At 55.7% G+C, this 22,838-nt stretch carries 23 protein-coding genes; 7 read left to right on the forward strand and 16 right to left on the reverse strand.

The window, feature by feature from the left end; translation table 11 throughout:
* Positions 1–43: 43 nt before the first annotated feature.
* From DFO56_RS21715 to ftsY, 5 genes are all read right to left on the reverse strand, one after another.
* Complete coding sequence (locus DFO56_RS21715; RefSeq protein WP_045507759.1) at positions 44–1,309, reverse strand: 4-aminobutyrate--2-oxoglutarate transaminase; 1,266 nt, start codon at positions 1,307–1,309, stop codon at positions 44–46.
* A 236-nt stretch (positions 1,310–1,545) separates the two neighbouring features.
* Complete coding sequence (gene rpoH / locus DFO56_RS21720) at positions 1,546–2,403, reverse strand: RNA polymerase sigma factor RpoH (RefSeq protein ID WP_045507756.1); 858 nt, start codon at positions 2,401–2,403, stop codon at positions 1,546–1,548.
* 267 nt (positions 2,404–2,670) lie between these two features.
* Complete coding sequence (gene ftsX, locus DFO56_RS21725) at positions 2,671–3,729, reverse strand: permease-like cell division protein FtsX (RefSeq protein WP_045507753.1); 1,059 nt, start codon at positions 3,727–3,729, stop codon at positions 2,671–2,673.
* Positions 3,722–4,390, reverse strand: a complete 669-nt coding sequence (gene ftsE, locus DFO56_RS21730) for a cell division ATP-binding protein FtsE (protein ID WP_017459577.1) — start codon at positions 4,388–4,390, stop codon at positions 3,722–3,724. Before ftsE ends, ftsX begins: the two co-directional genes overlap by 8 nt.
* Before the next feature lie 2 nt (positions 4,391–4,392).
* Positions 4,393–5,763, reverse strand: coding sequence for a signal recognition particle-docking protein FtsY (ftsY, locus tag DFO56_RS21735; protein WP_020455597.1), 1,371 nt, complete (start codon positions 5,761–5,763; stop codon positions 4,393–4,395).
* A 189-nt stretch (positions 5,764–5,952) separates the two neighbouring features.
* Between ftsY and rsmD the strand changes: the two genes are divergently transcribed.
* Together rsmD and DFO56_RS21745 are read left to right on the forward strand one after the other, a co-directional pair.
* Entirely contained in the window at positions 5,953–6,555 is a 603-nt protein-coding gene (rsmD, locus tag DFO56_RS21740; protein ID WP_110093684.1) for a 16S rRNA (guanine(966)-N(2))-methyltransferase, read from the forward strand.
* The gene (locus DFO56_RS21745; protein WP_025263811.1) at positions 6,545–6,814 is read left to right on the forward strand and encodes a DUF1145 family protein; all 270 of its coding nucleotides are present in this window, start codon (positions 6,545–6,547) and stop codon (positions 6,812–6,814) included. The genes rsmD and DFO56_RS21745 overlap by 11 nt, the downstream gene beginning before the upstream one ends.
* 24 nt (positions 6,815–6,838) lie before the next feature.
* Here DFO56_RS21745 and DFO56_RS21750 read toward each other — a convergent pair whose 3' ends face one another.
* Positions 6,839–7,204: a DUF2500 domain-containing protein gene (locus DFO56_RS21750; protein WP_045507749.1), complete on the reverse strand. Its 366-nt coding sequence runs from the start codon at positions 7,202–7,204 to the stop codon at positions 6,839–6,841.
* Positions 7,205–7,333: 129 nt separating this feature from the next.
* Between DFO56_RS21750 and DFO56_RS21755 the strand changes: the two genes are divergently transcribed.
* Both DFO56_RS21755 and zntA read left to right on the forward strand, forming a co-directional pair.
* Positions 7,334–7,960 (forward strand): lysoplasmalogenase, encoded by a 627-nt coding sequence (locus tag DFO56_RS21755; protein WP_045507746.1) that lies wholly within the window; start codon positions 7,334–7,336, stop codon positions 7,958–7,960.
* Positions 7,961–8,035: 75 nt separating this feature from the next.
* Positions 8,036–10,252 (forward strand): Zn(II)/Cd(II)/Pb(II) translocating P-type ATPase ZntA, encoded by a 2,217-nt coding sequence (gene zntA / locus DFO56_RS21760; RefSeq protein WP_045507743.1) that lies wholly within the window; start codon positions 8,036–8,038, stop codon positions 10,250–10,252.
* Here zntA and tusA read toward each other — a convergent pair.
* Positions 10,249–10,494: a sulfurtransferase TusA gene (gene tusA / locus DFO56_RS21765; protein ID WP_025263810.1), complete on the reverse strand. Its 246-nt coding sequence runs from the start codon at positions 10,492–10,494 to the stop codon at positions 10,249–10,251. The genes zntA and tusA overlap by 4 nt on opposite strands.
* A gap of 187 nt (positions 10,495–10,681) precedes the next feature.
* Between tusA and DFO56_RS21770 the strand changes: the two genes are divergently transcribed.
* Both DFO56_RS21770 and DFO56_RS21775 read left to right on the forward strand, forming a co-directional pair.
* Complete coding sequence (locus DFO56_RS21770) at positions 10,682–11,347, forward strand: 7-cyano-7-deazaguanine/7-aminomethyl-7-deazaguanine transporter (RefSeq protein WP_045507741.1); 666 nt, start codon at positions 10,682–10,684, stop codon at positions 11,345–11,347.
* Between the two features lie 72 nt (positions 11,348–11,419).
* Positions 11,420–11,977: a DcrB family lipoprotein gene (locus DFO56_RS21775; RefSeq protein WP_045507737.1), complete on the forward strand. Its 558-nt coding sequence runs from the start codon at positions 11,420–11,422 to the stop codon at positions 11,975–11,977.
* Between the two features lie 44 nt (positions 11,978–12,021).
* Here the strand turns inward: DFO56_RS21775 and DFO56_RS21780 are convergent, their stop codons facing one another.
* A complete protein-coding gene (locus DFO56_RS21780) occupies positions 12,022–13,221 on the reverse strand; it encodes an MFS transporter (protein WP_045507734.1) in 1,200 nt (399 codons plus the stop codon).
* 145 nt (positions 13,222–13,366) lie between these two features.
* Here DFO56_RS21780 and DFO56_RS21785 point away from each other — a divergent pair, with 145 nt between their 5' ends.
* Entirely contained in the window at positions 13,367–14,416 is a 1,050-nt protein-coding gene (locus DFO56_RS21785; protein ID WP_020455605.1) for an AI-2E family transporter, read from the forward strand.
* A 3-nt stretch (positions 14,417–14,419) separates the two neighbouring features.
* On the opposite strand, the gene arnF is transcribed toward DFO56_RS21785, so the two are convergent.
* The 8 genes from arnF to DFO56_RS21825 all read right to left on the reverse strand — a co-directional run bounded on the left by arnF (position 14,420) and on the right by DFO56_RS21825 (position 22,747).
* Entirely contained in the window at positions 14,420–14,806 is a 387-nt protein-coding gene (gene arnF / locus DFO56_RS21790) for a 4-amino-4-deoxy-L-arabinose-phosphoundecaprenol flippase subunit ArnF (RefSeq protein WP_045507731.1), read from the reverse strand.
* Complete coding sequence (gene arnE, locus DFO56_RS21795) at positions 14,803–15,141, reverse strand: 4-amino-4-deoxy-L-arabinose-phosphoundecaprenol flippase subunit ArnE (RefSeq protein WP_020455607.1); 339 nt, start codon at positions 15,139–15,141, stop codon at positions 14,803–14,805. The genes arnF and arnE overlap by 4 nt, the downstream gene beginning before the upstream one ends.
* A 13-nt stretch (positions 15,142–15,154) precedes the next feature.
* Positions 15,155–16,813 carry a lipid IV(A) 4-amino-4-deoxy-L-arabinosyltransferase gene (arnT, locus tag DFO56_RS21800; protein WP_045507728.1) on the reverse strand — a complete coding sequence of 553 codons (1,659 nt, stop codon included), beginning with the start codon at positions 16,811–16,813 and terminating at the stop codon, positions 15,155–15,157.
* Positions 16,810–17,712: a 4-deoxy-4-formamido-L-arabinose-phosphoundecaprenol deformylase gene (gene arnD / locus DFO56_RS21805; protein WP_020455609.1), complete on the reverse strand. Its 903-nt coding sequence runs from the start codon at positions 17,710–17,712 to the stop codon at positions 16,810–16,812. Before arnD ends, arnT begins: the two co-directional genes overlap by 4 nt.
* Before the next feature lie 2 nt (positions 17,713–17,714).
* Complete coding sequence (gene arnA / locus DFO56_RS21810) at positions 17,715–19,694, reverse strand: bifunctional UDP-4-amino-4-deoxy-L-arabinose formyltransferase/UDP-glucuronic acid oxidase ArnA (RefSeq protein WP_045507725.1); 1,980 nt, start codon at positions 19,692–19,694, stop codon at positions 17,715–17,717.
* A complete protein-coding gene (gene arnC / locus DFO56_RS21815; protein ID WP_020455611.1) occupies positions 19,691–20,674 on the reverse strand; it encodes an undecaprenyl-phosphate 4-deoxy-4-formamido-L-arabinose transferase in 984 nt (327 codons plus the stop codon). The genes arnA and arnC overlap by 4 nt, the downstream gene beginning before the upstream one ends.
* Position 20,675: 1 nt before the next feature.
* The gene (gene arnB, locus DFO56_RS21820; protein WP_045507722.1) at positions 20,676–21,812 is read right to left on the reverse strand and encodes a UDP-4-amino-4-deoxy-L-arabinose aminotransferase; all 1,137 of its coding nucleotides are present in this window, start codon (positions 21,810–21,812) and stop codon (positions 20,676–20,678) included.
* A 428-nt stretch (positions 21,813–22,240) separates the two neighbouring features.
* Positions 22,241–22,747 carry a phenolic acid decarboxylase gene (locus DFO56_RS21825; protein ID WP_045507718.1) on the reverse strand — a complete coding sequence of 169 codons (507 nt, stop codon included), beginning with the start codon at positions 22,745–22,747 and terminating at the stop codon, positions 22,241–22,243.
* Positions 22,748–22,838 lie beyond the last annotated feature (91 nt).

Here is a 22,838-nt window from a genome sequence, read left to right on the forward strand (position 1 = left end):
GATGACAGAAAATGAGAAAGCCGCCCATCAGGCGGCTGAATAATTAATCCGTCAGCGACTGGGAGAGAATATCCAGCGCCTTGCGGAACTGAACTTCCGGAATGGTTAACGGGTAGAGGAAGCGAATAACGTTACCGTAAACCCCGCAGCTCAGTAGCAACAGCCCGTCCGCCAGCGCTTTTTCCTGCACCTGTTTAGTAAATTCAGCCGATGGCGCGCCAGTTTGCGGATCGTTAAATTCCACCGCGACCATGGAGCCCTGTGCACGGATATCAGCGATATAGGGGCATTGCGCTTTTGCGCGGTTCAGTACTTCCACCAGATGCTGGCCCAGATGGTTCGCCCGTTCGCAGAGATTTTCTTCTTCAATCACGTCCAGCACCGCATGTGCCGCCGCGATAGCGAGCGGATTGCCCGCATAAGTGCCGCCCAAACCACCCGGCGCAGGTGCATCCATCACCTCAGCACGCCCGGCCACCGCCGAAAGCGGCAAACCACCGGCCAGACTTTTCGCCATGGTGATTAAATCGGGTTTCACATCGTAATACTCGCTGGCAAAGAGCTTGCCAGTGCGGGCAAAACCGCTCTGCACTTCGTCAACGATCAGCAGAATACCGTGGCTATCGCACAACTTGCGCAGCGCCTGCATAAAATCATTCGGTGCGACGTTAAAACCGCCCTCGCCTTGTACGGGTTCCAGCAGAATGGCGGCCACCTGATCCGGCGCGAGATCCGCTTTAAAAATACGTTCCAGGCTTTTCAGCGCCTCGTCAGTGCTCACACCGTGCAGCGCGTTGGGATACTGGGCGTGGTAAATCGAACCGGGGAATGGGCCGAAGCCAATTTTATACGGCGCGACTTTGCCAGTGAGTGCCATGGTCATGAAAGTGCGACCGTGGAAACCGCCGCCAAAGGTAATAATTCCGGGGCGTTTGGTATAGGCGCGGGCAATTTTAACCGCGTTTTCCACCGCTTCGGCGCCAGTCGAGAAAAACGCCGTTTTCGCCGGGCCAGCAACCGGCACGCGTTCGTTAATACGTTCCGCCAGCGAGACATAGCTTTCGTAAGGAACAATCTGGTAAGCGGTATGCGTAAATGCCTGTAACTGTTTTTCCACCGCCGCCATCACTTTTGGATGGCGATGCCCGGTGTTAAGCACCGCAATCCCGGCGGCAAAGTCAATCACTTCGTTCCCTTCCACATCCCACAGCGTCGCGTTTTCCGCTTTTGCGGCGTAAAAACCGCACATGACCCCGATGCCACGCGGCGTCGCCTGTAAACGGCGCTGATTCAATTCATTGTTATTCACCTTGATTGCCCCCTGTCTGTGTATGCCCGCTTACCAAGTATATAGCGCCTTTGATAAAGCGATGTTTTACTCAGTCTCGCGCAAGCGCAGGGACACCGACAGGACAGCTTTCCTGCCGCGTTGTGACAGAAGACGAATGAACACGTGATGATGTGAAGATAGTGGCGGCGGGATAATTCAGATAATAAAAAGCCGGGCGAGGCTTGCGCCGACCCGGCTTATTCACTGCAATACGCTTACGCTTCGATCGCGGCGCGCAGTTTTTTCATTGCGTTCTTTTCAAGCTGACGCACACGCTCAGCGGATACGCCGTAGCGATCGGCCAGCTCCTGCAAAGTGGTCTTGTTATCTTCGTCCAGCCAACGGGCGCGGATGATTTGCTGGCTACGTTCATCGAGCCCCTGCATCGCATCGGTCAGCTTGTTGGCCGCCTGCTCTTCCCAGTTGTCATCTTCAATGCCGTCGGCAAAGTTAGATGATTTATCCTGCAGATAGAGCACCGGTGCCATCGGCTGGCTATCGTGCGCATCGTCATCGGAGGACATATCAAACGTCATGTCCTGCGCCGCCATACGCGACTCCATTTCACGCACGTCTTTGCTGGTCACGCCCAGTTCACGGGCTACCATGTCCACTTCGTCCTGGTTAAACCAGCCAAGACGCTGTTTGGCTTTGCGCAGATTAAAGAACAGCTTACGCTGAGCTTTGGTGGTCGCGACTTTCACGATACGCCAGTTGCGCAGCACATACTCGTGGATCTCAGCTTTGATCCAGTGCACGGCGAAAGAGACCAGGCGCACACCCACTTCCGGGTTAAAGCGACGCACGGCTTTCATCAGGCCAATGTTACCTTCCTGGATGAGATCCGCCTGCGGCAGACCATAGCCCGAATAGTTACGAGCAATATGAACAACAAAGCGCAGGTGAGACAGAATCAGCTTTTTCGCTGCTTCCAGATCGCCCTGGTAATGCAGCTTTTCAGCCAGTGCCCGCTCTTCATCAGCCGTCAACATCGGCCATGCGTTCGCAGCCCGGACATAAGATTCCAGGTTACCAACAGGGGCTAAAGCTAAAGTTTGCATTTCTTTGGTCATTCAAATCCTCTCAATTCACTTATCAGCTGGCGGCGGTCTGTCCCCATCAGGCAACAAACATGCCAGCGCTTTTGAGCAACGAGAATAGCATTCACATTTTTATCAGACAGTGATTTTATCCACAAGTTCCTTGTAGGTCTGTGAATAAATTACGCACAAAATGTGACATCAGGATGATAAACCGGAGCAAGGAACCTCAGAAGGGATATTACGCTTCCCTGCTACGGGAATACTTCACGTGCAGGGAAGGAGTATACCAGAGATTCTTTAGTCCGGAGTAAAGTGACGTAAATGTTGAACCGTTGCCAGCCAGGCGGCAACCCAGCCAATCATCGAACACACCAGCAACAGCAGCAAGCACTCGTCAAACGACAGCCCACTCAGCTCAAACTGCGTGCCGAACACTTTCGCCACTTCCGTGACCGCCGACGACAAGCGCATCACCAGGATTTCCGACAGGATCAGCGATAAAAACGCGCCGGAGAAACCGAGCAACGCGCCGCCATACAAGAACGGGCGCAAGATAAAACCGTCTGTCGCACCAATCAGTTTCTGCACGTTGATGGTATCGCGGCGGGCGAAAATGCTCAGCCGCACGCTATTGCCGATCACCAGGAACACGGCCGCAACCATCAGTACACCAATCATGGCTGCCACGCGCCCGACCAGGCCAGTCAGCGACGCCAGCCGCGCAAACCAGCTGTCATCCATGCGCACTTCATCAATACCCTGAATGCGGGAAATGCGGTCACGCAACGTGTTCAGCGAATCCGTACTCTGAAAATCCAGTTTCGGTACCACTACCGCCAAGGCGGGCAGCGGGTTCTCTTCGAGCATATCCAGCGCGCCGCCAAACCCGGACCAGTTACGGAACTCGCCCAGCGCATCTTCGCGTGACAGGTAATTGACCTTTTCCACGCCCTGTTCGGACTGGAGTTGCCCCACCACCTGCTGCGCCGCGTTGTCATCCAGCGCTTTATCGAAATAGACGGTGATCTGCGGCGACGGATAGTACTGCGACGCAGCCTGATTAACGTTTTTGTAGACCATGTAACAGACGCTGGGCAGTGTCAGAGAGATAGCAATGACCATCACCGTCAGGAACGTCGCCAGCGGTTTGCTTTTCAGATCCTGCAACGCACCGTGCCAGGCGTAGCGTACCTGCTCGTTAAAGACGTTACTCTTACGCGAAGGCGCTTTAACTGGCGCTTTGCCGCGACGCGGCGCATTACGGTTGCCCTCGCTGGAGGACGCGGACGATTTACGAAAACGGTCTAATTTGCTGCCAAACTGCCGAATGTGGTTTAGTGCATCGCGCTTATTCACCCGCCAGGCCTCCATGCAAATGACCGTCGCTCAGGCTCAGCATGCGGTACGAACGACGGGAAATCAGCCCAATATCGTGCGTTGCCATCAGCACTGTTACCCCTACGCGGTTAAATTCTTCAAACAGACGTAAAATCCCTTCAGACAGCGCTTCATCCAGGTTACCGGTCGGTTCATCCGCCAGCAGCACGGCGGGTTTGTTCACCACCGCGCGGGCAATACCCACGCGCTGTTGTTCACCGCCGGAGAGCTGGATCGGGAAGCTTTTCGCTTTGTCGAGCAGCCCGACTTTATCCAGCGCCGCCGAGACGCGACGGCGAATATCATCGCCGCTGGCACCCGCGATAATCAGCGGGATCGCCACGTTATCGAACACGGTTCTGTCCATCAGCAGGTGGTGATCCTGGAAAATCATCCCGATTTGACGACGCAAAAACGGCACTTCCCGGTTTTTCAAACGGGTAATATCGTGGCCGCCAAAGAGGATTTTCCCGGCGCTTGGCCGCTCAATCCCACAAATCAGCTTCAGCAGGGTACTTTTCCCTGCACCGGAATGCCCGGTCAGAAAGGCCATCTCGCCCTGCTGCAGGTGAAATGTCACCCCCTGCAGCGCTTGTCTCCCACCGAGATAGGCTTTGCTGACGTGTTCAAAGCGAATCATTGTTAATCCTCTCGGGCAAAAAGTGCCTCTATAAAATCGCCCGCATTAAACGGACGTAAATCTTCAATACGTTCGCCGACGCCGATGTAGCGGATAGGAATGCCAAACTGATCCGCCACCGAGAAAATAACGCCGCCCTTGGCGGTGCCATCAAGTTTGGTCAGCGTAATACCGGTTAAACCGACAGCCTCGTGGAACAGTTTGGCCTGGCTAATAGCATTTTGCCCGGTGCTGGCATCAATCGTCAGCATCACTTCATGCGGCGCGTCTTCGTCCAGCTTCTTCATTACGCGGACAATTTTCTTCAACTCTTCCATCAGGTGCGCTTTGTTCTGCAAGCGGCCTGCAGTATCGGCAATCAGCACATCGATATGGCGCGCTTTCGCCGCCTGGATAGCATCGAAAATCACCGAAGCGGAATCCGCGCCGGTATGCTGGGCAATCACCGGGATATCGTTGCGCTGGCCCCACACCTGAAGCTGCTCAACTGCGGCGGCGCGGAAGGTATCCCCCGCCGCCAGCATCACCGATTTACCCTGCTGCTCAAACTGGCGCGCCAGCTTACCGATGGTGGTCGTTTTACCTACACCGTTGACACCAACCATCAAAATCACAAACGGGGTTTTGCCTTCAATGTTAAGCGGCTCATCCACTTTGGCGAGGATCTCGCTCATCTCATCTTTCAGCAACCCGTAAAGTGCTTCCGCATCGCGCAACTGCTTGCGGCTCGCGCCTTCCGTCAAATTGGTGATGATTTTGCGCGTGGTTTCCACCCCGACATCGGCAATCAGCAACTGCTCTTCCAGCTCTTCGAACAGATCATCGTCGATCTTTTTCCCGCGGAACAGACTGATAAATCCGGAACCGAGGTTTTCTTTGGTTTTAAGCAGGCTGCGTTTCAGGCGCGCGAAGAACCCTTCTTTGGTCGGTTTTTCCTGCTCCTGCACGGATTCTTCAACCGGCACGACAACCACCGCTTCTTCCGCCGCTTCAGCGGCCAGCGCTTGCGCGTCCAGCTCTTCATCGCTTAGCGGAACATCGTCTTCTTCCAGCGGTTCAGCTTCCGCCTGCCACTCTTCAGCACCGATCTCCTGCTCAGCCACCTCTTCCGGCAGCGGCAGTTCTTCATGTTCGATAACCGCCGGGCTTTCGTCTCTCTCAGCTTCAGCCGGCGCCTCTTCGTGCACCAGTTGCTCGCTAACCTCAACAACCTCTTCGGCAAATTTTTCGCTGTCGGCAGCAGGCCCGGCAACCGGGGTTTCTTCAACCGGCTGCTCAGCTACCGGTTGCTGTTCGGTTTGCGCCTCTTCAGCCTTCTCTTTCTGCCCAAGGCCAAGCCAGGAAAAAAAGCCACGTTTCTTCTCATTTGCCATTGGCGACCACACTCCTCGCTATTGTTTCATGGCGCAGCCCGTCTGCACGGCCGGGACTGAAAACATTTGTTAATTAGTCGGATAGTCTACCACTTTCCTCAACTTGCATCACGGCCTGAGGATTAGGGTTTAACGTCATTCGACAGACCGCTAGAATAGCAGGTCGAAATGATGAGCAAAGCGATAACCATGAAGAAACCTACCCGCGCCGCCACCGGCCAGATCCGCATTATTGGCGGCCAGTGGCGGGGCCGTAAATTACCGGTTCCGGATAGCCCCGGCCTGCGCCCGACCACCGATCGCGTGCGTGAAACTTTATTCAACTGGCTGGCGCCGTCAATGGTAGACGCCCACTGTCTCGATTGCTTCGCTGGCAGCGGCGCGCTGGGGCTTGAAGCGCTCTCTCGCTACGCCGCCAGCGCAACCTTGCTGGAAATGGAGCGCAGTGTCGCCCAGCAGTTGCAGCAAAACCTGGCCACGTTAAAAGCCGCCAACGCGAAAGTGGTCAACACCAACACGCTGACGTTTTTAGCCAATCCCGGCACGCCGCACAATATTGCGTTTATCGATCCACCGTTTCGTAAAGGGATGCTGGAAGAGACCGTGCGCCTGCTGGAAAACAACGGCTGGCTCGCCGACGACGCGCTGATTTATATCGAAAGCGAAGTCGAAAATGGAATACCGCCCGTACCCGCTCACTGGCAACTGCATCGGGAAAAAGTCGCCGGGCAGGTAGCGTATCGTTTGTACCACCGCGAAGCACAAGGAGAGAAGCATGCCGCTGTTGATTAACCTCGGGCGTCTGTTGATGCTCTGCATCTGGGCATTTCTGATTCTGAACCTGATTAAGCCCTTTCCGCGTCCGCTGAACATTTTCGTCAACGTCGCGCTTGTCTTCACCGTCTTTATGCATGCGCTGCAAGCCACCATGCTGAAAACGGCGCTGCCAAAAGACGGTCCGCAAATGAGCAAAGCGGAGCAAATTCGTGTTTTTCTCTTCGGCGTGTTTGAGCTGCTTATCTGGCAGAAGAAATTAAAAGAGAAGAAGTAGTCCCATCGCCCGGTGGCGTTCTGCTTACCGGGCTGCTTCCGGCGTAAAGTCCACAAAGCGCGAGCCCTGGTAACGCAGCACGCCTCTGTCGCCCACCGTCAGCGCATTATATTGCTGCTCATCCAGACGAAAACGCATCTCCGGCCCGCCGGCTTGCGGTTTAAAACTCACTTCATAACGTATGGCGGTTCCTGCGGGCGTAACCTGTTGCTGGCGAGAACGGCGCGGGTTAAGCGGTTTTTCCCGTTTGTTGCTCACCACCACACTTTTTTGCTGCTGCGGCGCACTATCGTTTTCGGCTTTTTCGCGCCGTTGCTGTACAAAGCGGAAAGAGGCAAAAACCACAATCAATCCAATGGCGATAATGAAAAAAAGCGGTGGTTTACTCATGGCGAATACCTGTCGGAAAAAGCGGAATTGAGCTTATCGCGGCGGAAATAGCGTTGTCATCCTCCTTTTCCCGCCACTACACTGAATAAGAGAGATTTACGCAACAATAACAGATACAGGGACTTAATTATGCTGTGGTCATTTATTGCTGTCTGCCTTTCCGCCTGGCTATATGTCGACGCTTCGTATCGTGGCCCGGTCTGGCAGCGCTGGGTTTTCAAACCCGTTACGCTCTTACTCCTGCTGTTACTGGCCTGGCAAGCGCCCATGTTCGATGCCATTAGCTACCTGGTGCTGGCGGGTCTGTGTGCCTCGCTGGTCGGTGATGCGCTCACGCTGTTGCCGCGGCAAAAAGTGCTCTATGCCATCGGCGCGTTTTTCCTCGCGCATTTGCTCTATACCATCTATTTCGCCAGCCAGATGACGCTTTCGTTCTTCTGGCCGCTGCCGGTGGTGCTGTTGATTATCGGCGCGCTGCTGGTAGCGGTGATCTGGTCGCGCCTCGAAGAACTGCGCATGGCGGTCTGTACCTTTATCGCCATGACGCTGGTGATGGTGTGGCTGGCAGGCGAGCTGTGGTTTTTCCGCCCGACCAGCCCGGCACTGTCGGCTTTCGTTGGCGCATCGCTACTGCTGCTCAGCAACGTGGTCTGGCTTGGCAGCCACTATCGCAAACGCTTTAGCGCCGATAACGCCATCGCTTCCGCCTGCTATTTTGCCGGGCACTTTTTGATTGTTCGCTCGCTGTATATTTAAAAGGCTTGACTCTGGAGTCGACTCCAGAGTGCATACTCCGGTTAATGAGAAAATTATCATTCACCGGAGGATGCCATGCCTGCCCCCACCTCATCGCCTGAATTGAAAAAAGCGCCGCAATTCGCGGCGGTTAAGCTGCGGCCGATAGAAGAAAAAACGACATCCTGCTGCACCGACGGCCACTGCGAAGAACGCGAAACGCCAGAAATGACCGCCGAAGGCGAACGTTATAGCTGGCAGGTTGACGGTATGGATTGTGCCGCCTGCGCCCGCAAAGTGGAAAACGCGGTGCGCCAGATCGAAGGCGTCGGCCAGGTTCAGGTCGCCTTTGCCACCGAAAAACTTATCGTCGTTGCGCAAGATGATGTGCGTGAGCGCGTAGAACGCGCCGTACAACAGGCCGGATATCAACTGCGCAGCGAAAACGCACCGGCGCCAGAAATTTCACGGCTGCGCGAAAACCTGCCGCTTCTCCTTTTAATTGTGATGATGGCGCTCAGTTGGGGGCTGGAACAGGTCAACCATCCTTTCGGCCAGATGGCGTTTATCGCCACCACACTGGTCGGGCTGTGGCCGATTGCCCGCCAGGCGCTGCGCTTAATGAAAAGCGGCAGTTGGTTCGCCATCGAAACGTTAATGAGCGTGGCGGCCATCGGCGCGCTGTTTATTGGCGCGACGGCGGAAGCGGCGATGGTGTTGCTGCTATTTTTGATTGGCGAGCGGCTTGAAGGCTGGGCCGCCAGCCGTGCGCGGCGCGGTGTCAGCGCGTTAATGGCGTTAAAACCGGATACCGCAACACGTCTGCGCAACGGTGAGCGCCAGCGTGTCGCGGCAAGCGATCTGCAACCGGGCGATGTGATTGAAGTCCCGGCGGGCGGGCGTTTGCCTGCGGATGGTCGGCTGGTCTCGCCGTTTGCCAGCTTTGACGAAAGCGCGTTAACGGGCGAATCGGTGCCGGTCGAGCGCGCAGAAGGTGAAAGCGTTCCGGCAGGTGCCACCAGCGTTGACCGTCTGGTGCAGCTTGAAGTGGTTTCTAAACCGGGTGAAAGCGCGATTGACCGCATTCTGAAACTGATTGAAGAAGCAGAAGAGCGCCGCGCGCCGATTGAGCGTTTTATCGACCATTTCAGCCGCATTTACACCCCGGCTATCATGGCCGTGGCGCTGCTGGTCGCCATCGTTCCACCGCTTTTGTTTGCGCAGCCCTGGCTTGCGTGGATCTACAAAGGGCTGGCACTGCTGCTGATTGGCTGTCCGTGCGCGCTGGTGATCTCCACACCAGCGGCGATCACCTCGGGCCTTGCGGCGGCGGCACGTCGCGGTGCGCTGATTAAAGGCGGTGCGGCACTGGAGCAGCTCGGCAGCATTCGTCAGGTGGCGTTTGATAAAACCGGCACGTTGACCATCGGCAAACCACAAGTCGCCAGTATCACGCCGTTTTCCGGTACTGAAGAGGCCGAATTACTGGCGCTGAGCGCCGCGGTTGAACAGGGTTCCACCCACCCGCTGGCGCTGGCCATTGTGCAGGAAGCGCAGCGACGTGCGCTGGCGATTCCGGAGGCTATGGCGCAGCGCGCGCTGGCGGGCAAAGGCATCGAGGCGACGATTAACGGGCAGCAGGTGCTGATCAGCGCGCCGGACAAACTGCCGCAAGGCGCGCTTCATGACACCGTACTGGCGCAGATTGCGCAGCAGGAAAGCCATGGGCAAACCGTGGTGGTGGTACAGCGCGGCGGCGAGGTTATCGGTACGATCGGCTTGCAAGATACGCTGCGCGATGACGCCAGAGAAGCCGTTGCCGCCCTGCATGCGCTCGGTGTACAGGGCGTGATCCTCACCGGCGACAACCCGCGCGCCGCTGCGGCCATTGCTGGTCAGTTGGGGCTGGATTTCCGCGCTGGCTTGCTGCCGGAAGATAAAGTCGATGCGGTACACAAGCTCAACCAGCAAGCGCCGCTGGCGATGGTTGGCGATGGCATTAACGATGCGCCCGCGATGAAAGCTGCAACCATCGGTATCGCGATGGGAAGCGGAACGGATGTCGCGCTGGAAACCGCCGACGCCGCGCTCACGCATAACCGGCTGACTGGCCTGGGGCAGATGATCCGCCTGGCGCGCGCCACGCACAGCAATATTCGTCAGAACATCGCCATGGCGCTCGGCTTAAAAGCGATTTTTCTGGTGACAACGCTGCTCGGCGTGACCGGTCTGTGGCTGGCGGTGCTGGCCGATACAGGCGCCACGGTGCTGGTAACCGCCAACGCGCTGCGCCTGTTGCGCACTAAAGATTAGTGGTTTTTACGCACTACATAGCGGTACGGCAAAGACTCGGTCTGCCCGGCGACCAGCTCGTGTTCCATAAAACGGCAAAAGCCGGGAATATCGCGGGTGGTTGCCGGATCGTCGGCGATAATCAGCAATGTTTCGCCGATTTGCATATTGCGCACGGTTTTGCGCACCATCATCACCGGCTCCGGGCAGCGTAAGCCCTGAGCATCCAGCGTATGGTCGGCGGTGGAAAACGGATCGGTCATCTTCATCTCGCAAGGGAAAAAACCGCATTAGTTTACGCCGCCTTTTTTGTGACGCAAGCGAGGTTAACGATTGCGCTAAAATTAACCATTGCATCCCACTGCGTTTGCAGTATCATGCGGCGGCTCTGCTCGTCAGAGCATAAAAAGTACTGGGTTCCCTCACCCCATTTACCAAAAAGGTCACAATATGACGCACTTTTCAAACGCACAGCGCATGAAGGCGCTGGTCTGGCTTTCGCTTTTTCACCTGCTGGTGATCATCTCCAGTAACTATCTGGTGCAGTTGCCGGTTTCTATCTTTGGTTTCCATACCACCTGGGGCGCATTTAGCTTCCCGTTTATCTTCCTGGCGACAGATTTAACCGTGCGCATTTTCGGCGCGCCGTTAGCCCGGCGAATTATCTTCGCGGTGATGGTGCCCGCGCTGCTTGCCTCTTACGTTATCTCCTCGCTGTTCTACATGGGCAGCTGGCAGGGTTTCGGCGCGCTGGCGCATTTCAATTTGTTTGTTGCCCGTATCGCCACCGCCAGCTTTATGGCTTACGCGCTGGGGCAAATTCTCGATGTGCATGTCTTTAACCGCCTGCGCCAGAGCCGCCATTGGTGGCTTGCGCCAACCGCGTCGACGGTTTTTGGTAACGCCAGCGACACCATCGCCTTTTTCTTTATCGCTTTCTGGCACAGCCCGGATGCGTTTATGGCGCAGCACTGGACGGAAATCGCGCTGGTGGATTACAGCTTCAAAGTGCTTATCAGCATCGCGTTCTTCCTGCCAATGTATGGTGTGTTGTTGAATATGTTGCTGAAAAAACTGGCAGACAAATCTGAAATTAGCGCGTTGCAGGCGAGTTAAAGGTACGGCTTATCAGATGTGATAAGATGCGCCGATGAGCCGTTATGGCTGTTTATTGAAAGGAAGAAGTCAATGCGCAATCTGGTGAAATATGTCGGTATCGGCCTGCTGGTTGTTGGGCTGGCTGCCTGTGATAACAGCGACAGCAAAAAACCTGTTCAGGGTGCTGCCGCCGAAAGCAACGCCAACGGTCAACCGGTAACTCTGCTCGACGGCAAACTCAGCTTCTCGCTGCCTGCGGATATGACCGATCAGAGCGGTAAACTGGGCACGCAGTCCAATAATATGCATGTATATTCCGATGCCACCGGTCAGAAAGCGGTAATTGTAATTGTCGGCGACAACACGACAGAAGAGTTAAGCGCGCTGACAAAACGTCTGGAAGAGCAACAGCGTAGCCGCGACCCGCAGTTGCAGGTGGTCACCAACAAATCCATCGAACTGAAAGGCCAGAAACTGCAACAGCTCGACAGCATTATCTCCGCGAAAGGCCAGACGGCATGGTCTTCAGTGGTGCTGGGTAAAGTTGATGACAAACTGCTGACCATCCAGGTGACGCTGCCGGCGGACAACCAGCAGCAGGCGCAAACCACGGCGGAAAACATTATTAACACCATCGTAGTGAAATAAGCCGCTCTGAACATGAAAAAGGGAACCTGACGGTTCCCTTTTTTCTACCCGGCAACCGCCACCGGCTTATGCCGCAGCCGCCAGGCCAGCAGTAAGGCTATTACCACCAGTCCTGCGGCGGCGAAATAGATAGCCGAGACACCCGCCTGCGCCATCAGCAACCCCGCCAGCGGCCCGGTTATCCCCAACGATAAATCCATAAACACGGTATATGTCGCCAGAGCTGAGCCCTGGTTATGCTGCGGCACTGCGTTGACTGCCACGACGCCCAGCGCCGGAAAAACCAGCGAGAAACCGGCCCCGGCAAGGAACACGCCGAGTTTCGCCATCCACGGCTCCACCGCCAGGCCAACCAGCACCAGCCCAAGAGTTTCGACCACAAAACAGAGCATCGCCACATTTAAACCGCCGAAGCGATTAATCCCATTCGGAAACAGCAGACGCGCGCCAACAAAGGCACAGCTAAAAAAAGTGAGGGCAAACGCCGCATCTTCCCAGCCTTTCGCATCGTAATAGAGGGTAATAAAGGTAGCGATGACGCCAAAACCGGTTGTACCCAGCGCCAGCGCCATCCCGTACAGCCAGACGCGTCCCAGCACGGCGCGAAACGGCAGCGGCTTGCCTTTGCTGGCTTTCACCGCCGCACGCGGCAGCGCCAGTAATATTGCCAGCAGCGCCACGCCCATAATGGTCAGCGAGAGCCCATGCAGCCCGCCGTACTGATAACAGACCACCCCGAGCGGTGCGCCGATGGCCATCGCGCCATAGGTGGCAATACCGTTCCACGAAATCACCCGCCCGATATGTATCGACCCGACCACCCCCACGCCCCAGAGCGTCGCGCCGGTTCCGGCGAAACTCTGGCCAATGCCTAAAATGACGCGCCCCAGACAAAGCAATATCAGGCCTAACACGCCAACACTGCCGCCAACGCCCGCCAGCAAATAGCTCAGGCCGCTCAGAAACGCACCGCATAAACCAAAGATCACCACTTTTTTTGGCCCCAGCAGGTCGGCATAGCGCCCGGCATGCGGTCGGCTCAGTAGCGTTGCGAAGTATTGCAGGCTGATCACCAGACCGGCCCAAAACGCGCTATAGCCCATCGCATCATGAACATAGCCTGGGAGCACCGCCAGCGGCAGGCCAATAGTGAGGTAACTGGCGAAGTTAAACATAACGACGGACAAAATCCGCAGATTGAGGCGCAATCCGCTTAGCGCCGGTTCGGCGGCGTTTTCAGGCATGGAGTTTTACTCAGCTTTTCACAACAGTGTTTCACTATTACCACGTGATGAAACAGAAAGCAGCATTCACTTTAAGAATATCTCTGGCGGGCGAAGGTGTGGCGGGGCACTACACTTAACGGGCCGATGACAAAAGGAATTAACCATGACACATCCTCAACCCGATCGGGCGGGTTTACATATTCTGTTAAAGCTGGCTTCGCTGGTGATCATTTTGGCCGGCATTCATGCTGCGGCCGACATTATTGTGCAGCTTCTTCTGGCACTGTTTTTCGCGATTGTTCTCAATCCGCTGGTTACCTGGTTTCTCCGGCGCGGCATTTCGCGCCCGGTGGCGATCGGTATTGTGGTGCTGGTGATGCTGGTTTTTCTCACCGCGCTGTTCGGCGTGCTTGCCGCGTCGGTCAACGACTTTATGACGCTGCTGCCAAAGTACAACCGCGAATTCACTAAGAAATTTATGCAGTTGCAGGATGCGATGCCGTTTCTTCGCTTGCACATGTCACCAGAACGTATGCTGCAGCGGATGGACTCGGAGCGAGTGATGGGCTTTGCCACCACCATGGCGACTCAGCTCTCGAACGCGATGGCCAGCATTGTCCTGCTGGTGATGACCGTGGTGTTTATGCTGTTTGAAGTGCGCCACGTACCTTATAAGCTGCGCTTTGCGCTGCATAACCCGCAAATTCATATCGCCGGACTGCACCGCGCGCTGAAAGGCGTTTCCCACTACCTGGCACTGAAAACACTGTTGAGCGTGTGGACAGGCCTGATTGTCTGGGTCGGGCTGGTATTTCTGGATGTGCAATTTGCGCTGATGTGGGGGGTGCTGGCGTTCCTGCTCAATTACGTACCCAATATCGGCTCGGTGATCTCCGCTATCCCGCCAATGATCCAGGCGCTGCTGTTTAACGGCACGTACGAATGTTTGCTGGTGGGCGGCCTGTTCCTTGTGGTGCATATGTTGCTTGGCAACATCCTGGAACCCCGCATGATGGGCCACCGCCTCGGGATGTCGACGCTGGTGGTGTTTTTATCGTTATTGATTTGGGGATGGCTGCTTGGCCCGGTGGGAATGCTGTTGTCAGTACCGCTAACCAGCGTGTGTAAAATCTGGATGGAAACCACCACCGGCGGCAGCAAGCTGGCGATTTTACTGGGACCAGGCAGACCGAAAAGCCGCCTGCCTGGGTAATCGTTATTCTTTGGGGCGGTCGGGCAAAAAAATAACCAGTACGCCCGCCACAATCACCAGCACACCCAACGCGCCGCGCAGGGAAAACGGTTCGTGCCATCCGGGAAGCCAGATGGCCGCCGCCCACACCAGGATGTAGCTCAGGCTCAGCAAAGCATAAGCCTTACTGAGCGGCAAACGGTGCAGAGCAAAGTACCAGCAGCCCATTGATGCCAGATACCCAAACAGCCCAAACATCAGCGCCAGCGTCCCTTTTTGCGGTTGCAGCAGCGCCGAGACAAAAGACCAGGAAAATGTCACCGGTGGCAGCGACACCATGGCATAGCGCAACATCAGTTGTGCGCCGCTTACCAGCAACACACTGAGTAACGCCCAATGCAGCCCCTTCATAGCGAGCTCCCCAGCAACACAATGCCAGTGATAATCAGCGCCACGCCGAACGCATGGCGAACGCTTACCGGCTCACGCCAGAGAAAACGCGCCGCCAGCGTCACCCAGACAAAATTAAGGCTCAACATCGGGTATGCCACGCCAACAGGAATGCGCTGCAAAACCAGCAGCCACAGCGCCATGCCCGCGCCAAGTGCCATCAGTGCGAGCCCCAGCCACAGGCCAAGATGCTTATTACGCTTATCCATCGGCACCGGGCGTGTCGCCTGCTTCTGGCACAGTTGGCCTGCGCAACTGAGCAGGCTTGCCAGCGCGAGCCAGAGCCAACTGGTCATTGCGGCTTACTCATCATTGCGGAAAGTACTGAATAAAGACCATACGCCCCTGTACATAAACGTTGTCCGGTTTCGGTATCGGCATGCGGGTAAAGTCATCCTTTTTCGACTGGTGCAGCACCAGTGAAATAACCCCTTCCTGACGATGTTGTGACAGCCAGTCGGTGAAATCGTCTTCGCGTACAAACCGCCCTTCGCCATCAGGGTACGACATACCGTACGTTAACTCACCGCGCGTGCCAAACAGCATGATATCTGAGCGTTTCAGCTCCCAGGCCAGACCTGCGGCAACCCCGACGTTATCGGCCAGCACATAGCGGCTCGGCGTCAGCGGCTCGTTAACAAAGTTGATCAAAAATTGCGGCTGCTTGGAATCCATCACCTTATCCGGGATAACTATCCCGACCAGCAGCGCAATCGCCAGCGGGCACAGCGCCGCGTATGACCAACGCTCTGCGCTGGCTCGCAAGGTAAACAGCCCAACCAGCGCCCACGCCAGGAAAGCAAACGCCGCCAGCGCCGCTTTGTAGACCTCAATTTGCGTCCATACCGGATGTTTCAGGAAGCCCAAAGGCGACACCACCAGCGCGGCAATCACGCCAACCAGGCCAAAACCGATATTGATCCACGCATTGACGCGCAGCGCGCGCCCGTTGGTTTGCGCCATCTGCATGGCATAACGCGCCATCAGTATCGCCAGCGGCGCGAAACAGGGCAGAATATAAGTCGGCAGCTTCCCTTTAGCGATGCTGAAAAACAGCAGCGGCATCACCACCCAGCCCAGCAGATAAAACGCTTCCCGCACGCCCTCTTTACGCGCCAGCCAGCCCGTTTTCAGCGCACCGGGCAGCAGCGCCAGCCACGGCAACGAACCTAAAATCAGGAACGGTATGTAATACCAGAACGGCGCTTTGTGTTGTGCGTCCTGCTGAGCAAAACGTTGGATATGTTCCACCCAGAAGAAGTAGCGCCAGAAATCAGGCTCGCGCGAGGCAATCGCCAGCCCCCATGGCAGCACCGTCAGCACGCAGCAGATCACGGCCAGCCAGCCCCAGAGCAGCACCTCTTTCCAGCGTTTGTGCACAATCACCCACGGCAGCACGCCAATCACCGGCACTGCCAGCGCAAGAAAACCTTTGGTCATCACGCCCATGCCGCACGCCACGCCAAGCAGGACATAGCCGCCAAACTTACCGCGTAACGTGTTCGCCTGCGCAGCCAGCCAGAAGCTGAGCATCGCCAGCGTCATCCACAGCGTGATCATCGGGTCGAGCACCGCATAAGTGCCAATGCCATACACCAGAAACGCGGTCAGGAAGATCACCGCCGAGAGCACGGCAGTGCGTTTGTCGCGCCACATTTTCCACGCCAGCGCGCCCACGAGCAGCGCCGATACGATGATGGAGAAAACGGAGCCAAGGCGCACGGAGACGTTATTATGGCCAAACAGCCACTGCGCAATGCTATTGATCCAGTAACCGGCGATGGGTTTTTCAAAATAACGCAGGCCAAGGAAATGTGGCACAATCCAGTCGCCGCTGGTGAGCATTTCACGGCTGATCTCCGCATAGCGGGTCTCATCCGGCTGCCAGAGCAGACGATATTCCAGGGGAACAACATAGTAGAGGGCGATCAGCGCAACCAGCGCCAGACCATAGTGAATGGATTTCATAACCCAGGACTCAACAGTTGTTGGCAACCCAGCCAGCCTTCCCGGCCAGCCACTTCTCCGCGTACCACTTTGCCTGCTGGTAGCGTCTCTAACGATTCCGGCAACAACTGGCTTAACGGGCAAAAAGCGATGCCTTCGCGCGCCGCCATGCTCAGCAGTTCATCGAAACCTTCCGCGCCGATAATGCCTTCCACCTCGGCGTGGATGGTATAAACCGGCGTGCCGCTATCCTGCTTCATCGCGTCGAGAATGAAGCGGTTGTAGTGCTCCGCCGCCACCGAAATGCCAACGGCCTCATCCCAGGTGGGTAGCGTGACCGGGATTTGCGGAGCTGCATAGGTATTCTCGGCGATGAGCGGGCGAAACGGCTGCGTGCCACGACAGTCGCTGTTATAGCGGAAATTAAAATTCGATTTGGCTTTCACCACTCGCTGATCGGCGCGCCAACCCGCCACGGCGGAACAGCTCACAGACCGGCCAATTATCAGCTCCAGCGCCAGTAATCCGCGCTCAATTTCCGCTTCGAGATGGGCCTGATCCCACACACCACTCCAGCGCTGCCAGCCATGGTGATCCCACGCATGCAGCCCCACTTCGTGCGCCTGCGCGGTTTTGCGGATAACGTCCGCGTTGCCTTCACCGATAAGTCTGCCGGGCCACGCGGTGCCCGCCAGTAAAATATCCCAGCCGTAGAGCGATGCCGCGCGCGAGCGCAGCATCTTCCACAGAAATTTCGGCTTAAGCAGGCGCCAGATGTGGCGCCCCATGTTGTCCGGCCCGACGCTAAAGAAAAAGCTCGCCTGAATGTTGTGCTTTTTCAGTAGCTCCAGCAGGCGCGGAACGCCGTCACGCGTGCCGCGAAAGGTATCGACATCAATACGTAAGCCGACGTATTTCATGCTTATTTCTCATCCGTCAGTTCAACGGTACGCAGGAAGAAATCCAGCGTTTCGTCAATGGTCTGGCGCATATCCACAGTCGGTTCCCAGTGCAGGCAACGTTTGGCGTTACGGATACTCGGTTTGCGGTGTTCCACATCCTGGTAGCCTTTGCCGTAGTAGCTGCTGCTCTCCACTTCGCGGAAACCGGCAAACGGCGGAAAGCGGTCGCGCAGCGGGTGTTTTTCAAAACTTGCCAGCAGCATCTCGGCCAGCTCTTTAATGCTCGCTTCGTTGTCCGGGTTACCAATGTTGATGATCTGCCCGTCGCAGCGCCCGTCTTTGTTTTCGATAATGCGGAACAGGGCTTCGATACCATCGCTGATATCGGTAAAGCAGCGTTTCTGTTTGCCGCCTTCGATCAGCTTGATCGGCGAACCCTCTACCAGGTTGAGGATCAACTGGGTGATGGCGCGCGAACTACCGATACGTGCAGCGTTCAGGTTATCCAGGCGCGGCCCCATCCAGTTAAACGGACGGAACAGGGTGAATTTCAGGCCGTGCTTGTCGCCATATGCCCAGATCACGCGGTCGAGCAACTGCTTCGACACCGAGTAAATCCAGCGCTGTTTGTTGATAGGCCCAACAACCAGATTCGAGTTGTCTTCATCGAAGTTGTTGTCGGTGCACATGCCGTACACTTCCGACGTCGACGGGAAAATGATGCGTTTGTTGTACTTCACGCAGTCACGAATGATTTTCAGGTTCTCCTCGAAATCCAGCTCGAACACGCGCAGCGGGTTACGGGTGTATTCGATAGGCGTCGCGATAGCCACCAGCGGCAGCACCACGTCGCATTTTTTAATGTGGTATTCGATCCATTCGGAGTGAATGCTGATATCGCCTTCCACAAAGTGGAAACGCGGATTGTCGAGGAAACGGCTGATCGCATCCGATCCAATATCAAGACCGAAAATCTCGTAGTTATCGTCACGCAACAGACGTTCGGTCAAATGGTTACCGATAAAACCGTTCACGCCCAGGATCAACACGCGGGTGCGGCGTTTTATCGCCACAACCGGTTTGCTGGTCAGCAGCGCGCCAGCCACCAGGCCGAGCGACTGCGCCAGCTGGGCGCCCTGCATATACACGCCGTTGTCCATCTGGCCAGTGAGGATCTCCAGCGCGCCATCGCCACAGGCGACCAGCAGCGGCGAAACAGAGAGCACAGTGCCCGCGCGAGCCGGAGCTACGTCGGTGCGTACGCGGGATTTCCAGACGATAAATTTATGCGTACCGGCAAAGCTGTACGCGCCCGGCCACGGGTCAGAAACCGCGCGTACCAGGTTTTGCAGCGTTTGGGCGGGTTTTTCCCAGTCCAGACGGCCATCTTCCGGCGTACGGCGGCCATAGTAGCTGGCTTTGCTGTCGTCCTGCGCCGTTTCGCTGAAGGTTTGCGTTTTAATCGTCGGCAGCACGCTGGCCAGCATACCTTTTGCGGCTTCCGCTAATTTGCGGTGCAGCGACAGCGCTTCATCGTTCTCGGCAATGGCTACGCGCTGTTGCGCGATAATCGAGCCCGCATCCGCGCGGGAAACCATGCGGTGCAGCGTGACGCCGGTTTCGCTTTCGCCATTGACCAGCACCCAGTTCAGCGGTGCGCGACCACGGTAAGCAGGCAGCAGTGAGCCGTGGAGGTTAAATGCGCCGATCCGTGCGGTATTGAGAATGTTGTCGCACAGTAAATTGCGGTAATAGAAAGAGAAAATCACATCCGGGTTCAGATCGCGAATACGATCGACCCACAGCGGGTGGTTGACATCGTCCGGGGCATAAACCGGGATGCCACGTTCAGCGGCAATACGCGCCACCGAACCGAAAAAGTGGTTTTCATTGGCACTGTCGGGATGGGTAAAAATCGCCGCAATCTCGAAACCTGCATCCAGTAACGCTTGTGTACCGACACATCCCATATCGTGGTAAGCAAAGACAACGGCTTTCATTGATTTTTTTCCTCTTGCGAAACGTCATTTTCCTGACGAACAACACGTTGAATAAAGTAGCGGGGACGCGCGCGAACATCGTTATAGATGCGCCCGATATACTCCCCAAGTAGCCCCATGCCGATAAACTGCGCGCCGATAAAGGTGAAGAGAATGGCGAAGAGCATAAACACCCCTTCTCCCGCCCACTGCGGGCCAAACGCCAGACGCAGCACCACCAGCAGCACGGCGAGCGAAAAGCCCAACACGGCGATCACGCTGCCAAACACGCTCAGCAAGCGCAGCGGCGTGGTGGTCAGGCAGGTCACCAGGTCGTACATCAGGTTAATCAGGCGCATAAAGCTGTATTTGGAATCGCCAAACTCGCGTTCCGCGTGTTGCACGGGGATCTCCACCGCGCGACGGGCAAAGGTATTGGCGAGGATCGGGATGAAAGTGCTGCGCTCATGGCAGTGCAGCATGGCATCAACAATATGGCGGCGGTACGCGCGCAACATGCAGCCGTAATCGCCCATCGCTTTACCAGTGGTGCGCTGGATCAGACGGTTGATGGTGCGCGAGGCCATTTTACGAAACAGGCTGTCCTGGCGGTTTTGCCGCACCGTGCCCACCACGTCATACCCCTCATTGGCTTTCGCCACCAGACGCGGGATCTCCTCCGGCGGGTTTTGCAAATCGGCATCCAGCGTGATGATCAAATCACCGGTGACATGGCTGAATCCGGCCATAATCGCCGAGTGCTGGCCGTAGTTGCGGTTCAGCAGCACCGCGACAACGTGGCTGCCGGGTTGTTCTGCCGCTTCACTTAACATCAGCGCAGAGTTATCGCTACTGCCGTCATCCACCAGCAAAATTTCGTAATCGATGCCCAGTACATCGCAGCTTTCCGTGGTGCGGCGAATCAACTCCGGCAAGCTCTCTTGCTCGTTGTAGACCGGGATCACCACAGAAACTTTTTCTACAGGCGGTAAATTAAACATATCAGCGCCCTGCAATGTTGCGGAGCGCGTGAATGACGCGGGTTGTGTCGTCATGGGTCATATCCGGGAAAAGCGGTAGCGAACAGATACGCGCACTGTTCCACTCCGTATTGGGTAAAGAGAGGGGGAAGCGTTCGCGGTAATACTTCTGCGTATGGGCCGCGCGAAAATGCAGGCCGGTACCAATGCCTTGCGCTTTCAGGGTTTCCATCAATGCGTCGCGGGAGATACCGCAACGTTGCTCATCGACGCGAATAATAAACAGGTGCCAGGCGTGCTGGTGCGGCCATGACGGCAAGGCCAGCGGCTGAAACGGCGTATCCGCCAGTTCCTGCAAATAGCGCTGGGCGATCTCCTGGCGGCGGGCATTAGCGGCGGGCAGTTTGCCCAGTTGCACCAGCGCAATCGCCGCGTTGATATCTGCAAGATTGTATTTAAACCCTGGGGAGATCACTTCGGCCTGCGGGGCGCGGCCGTGAGTCTGACGGTCGTAAGCATCGACGCCCAGTCCGTGGAACTTCAGACTGCGAATGCGGTTCGCCAGTTGTTCGTCATCCGTCACCACCAGCCCGCCTTCCGCGCAGGTCATATTTTTAATGGCGTGGAAGGAGAAAATAGCGGTGCCGCGTGAGCCAACATGCTGGCCTTTGTAGTACGTTCCGGCGGCGTGAGCAGCATCTTCAATCACCGGAATGCCGTGCTTCTCGCCAAGCGCGCGAATGGCGTCGATATCCGCCGGTGCACCGGCGTAATGCACCGGGATAATCGCTTTGGTACGCGGCGTGATAGCCGCTTCGATAGCTTCCGGCGTGACCATCAATGTCTCTTTATCGACATCGATCATCACCGGCGTCGCACCGAGCAGCACAATCATATTGAGGGTGGAAACCCAGGTCAGCGACGGGGTAATCACTTCATCCCCGGCGCCAATACCAAGTGCCATCAGGGTGACGTGCATGCCACCCGTCGCCGAGCTAACGGCAATGGCGTGGCGGTTGCCCGTCAGTGTACAAAAAGCCTCTTCAAGCGCCTGATTTTTGGGGCCGGTCGTGATCCAGCCGGATGCCAGCACTTGCTGAATGGCTGCGAACTCTTCATCCCCCATTGACGGGCGTGAGAACGGTAAAAAATCACTCATCGTTTTTCCTTGGCGTCACTGACGCGTTAACGAACCGCCACAAAGACACGTTGCGGCTAGTGAGTAAAATGGCGGATGAAAGTTAAACCAAAATATAATGAATGCGCGTTTCCTGCATTTATTATTCGTTACGGTTAGTCGGAGAATGCTACCAATTGAATATTAGGACAAGATTAAGAAAAGGGGGAAATGATAAACTTAACAAATATAAAATAATTTTTCTCAAACAACAGGTTACAAATGAAAACAGCAAAATCCTAACGTGATGAATGTCAAAAAACTGAAATATTTAACGCCCTTGTAATGCATACAAAGGCGTTAGCGTAGTTATTTAAACGGCGCATCAACGAATGCACGAAAATTAATATCATTATGCAATGAATTATTTCATTCGTTATCAGCAAAATATATTAAATAGCGTGAAATTTTTATGACAAATTCTGCGGGAAGTTGGCCGGTAATTCACTGGCAGCGCAGTTAATCACACTGTCATTATTTTCGCCGCAATCGCGCACAAACGTAATGGTCGCGAACTCATCGATCACTTCAGTAGGGTAAGCCGGACCAGCCGCACGATAAGACTCCATCAACGGAATGTGATCGTTCTGGAAGCAGACGGTTTTTTCCGGATTATTGATAACCCAGCGCGGGAAGAAAATGGTGCCGTGGAACAAGCGATCCCCAAGGTTCACAATCAGGCTGACATCGGTGCCGGTCGGTTCGGTCCAGGAAATTTTATAGATACTTTCGCCAACGCGAACAATGTAGGCCTGCTGATTTTTCACCCAACGGTTCGCCACGATACCGCTGTGGATCCGGTAATCGAGCGTCGTGGCGTTTTTCACATAAATCTCGTAGTTCCAGCCATTATCGTAGGTATAAACCAGATGTTTGCCGACGAAACCGCTCAAATCATGTTTATCAAAGGTGCTCATTTTTACTCTCCTCTGGTGTTTGAAATGATCCTACGCCTGCAAAAAACGAATGAATAACGCTATATTTGCATCAAATTCATTCATTTTTTAG

Source organism: Kosakonia sp. AG348 (genome assembly GCF_003337365.1).
In the GTDB taxonomy this organism is placed as follows: domain Bacteria; phylum Pseudomonadota; class Gammaproteobacteria; order Enterobacterales; family Enterobacteriaceae; genus Kosakonia.

Coding starts and splice junctions, on each gene's coding strand:
- rpoH (WP_045507756.1), bottom strand. CDS start 2,403: ATGACCAAAGAAATGCAAACTTTAGCTTTAGCCCCTGTTGGTAACCTG.
- ftsE (WP_017459577.1), bottom strand. CDS start 4,390: ATGATTCGCTTTGAACACGTCAGCAAAGCCTATCTCGGTGGGAGACAA.
- ftsY (WP_020455597.1), bottom strand. CDS start 5,763: ATGGCAAATGAGAAGAAACGTGGCTTTTTTTCCTGGCTTGGCCTTGGG.
- rsmD (WP_110093684.1), top strand. CDS start 5,953: ATGAAGAAACCTACCCGCGCCGCCACCGGCCAGATCCGCATTATTGGC.
- DFO56_RS21750 (WP_045507749.1), bottom strand. CDS start 7,204: ATGAGTAAACCACCGCTTTTTTTCATTATCGCCATTGGATTGATTGTG.
- DFO56_RS21755 (WP_045507746.1), top strand. CDS start 7,334: ATGCTGTGGTCATTTATTGCTGTCTGCCTTTCCGCCTGGCTATATGTC.
- zntA (WP_045507743.1), top strand. CDS start 8,036: ATGCCTGCCCCCACCTCATCGCCTGAATTGAAAAAAGCGCCGCAATTC.
- tusA (WP_025263810.1), bottom strand. CDS start 10,494: ATGACCGATCCGTTTTCCACCGCCGACCATACGCTGGATGCTCAGGGC.
- DFO56_RS21770 (WP_045507741.1), top strand. CDS start 10,682: ATGACGCACTTTTCAAACGCACAGCGCATGAAGGCGCTGGTCTGGCTT.
- DFO56_RS21775 (WP_045507737.1), top strand. CDS start 11,420: ATGCGCAATCTGGTGAAATATGTCGGTATCGGCCTGCTGGTTGTTGGG.
- DFO56_RS21780 (WP_045507734.1), bottom strand. CDS start 13,221: ATGCCTGAAAACGCCGCCGAACCGGCGCTAAGCGGATTGCGCCTCAAT.
- DFO56_RS21785 (WP_020455605.1), top strand. CDS start 13,367: ATGACACATCCTCAACCCGATCGGGCGGGTTTACATATTCTGTTAAAG.
- arnF (WP_045507731.1), bottom strand. CDS start 14,806: ATGAAGGGGCTGCATTGGGCGTTACTCAGTGTGTTGCTGGTAAGCGGC.
- arnE (WP_020455607.1), bottom strand. CDS start 15,141: ATGACCAGTTGGCTCTGGCTCGCGCTGGCAAGCCTGCTCAGTTGCGCA.
- arnT (WP_045507728.1), bottom strand. CDS start 16,813: ATGAAATCCATTCACTATGGTCTGGCGCTGGTTGCGCTGATCGCCCTC.
- arnD (WP_020455609.1), bottom strand. CDS start 17,712: ATGAAATACGTCGGCTTACGTATTGATGTCGATACCTTTCGCGGCACG.
- arnA (WP_045507725.1), bottom strand. CDS start 19,694: ATGAAAGCCGTTGTCTTTGCTTACCACGATATGGGATGTGTCGGTACA.
- arnC (WP_020455611.1), bottom strand. CDS start 20,674: ATGTTTAATTTACCGCCTGTAGAAAAAGTTTCTGTGGTGATCCCGGTC.
- arnB (WP_045507722.1), bottom strand. CDS start 21,812: ATGAGTGATTTTTTACCGTTCTCACGCCCGTCAATGGGGGATGAAGAG.
- DFO56_RS21825 (WP_045507718.1), bottom strand. CDS start 22,747: ATGAGCACCTTTGATAAACATGATTTGAGCGGTTTCGTCGGCAAACAT.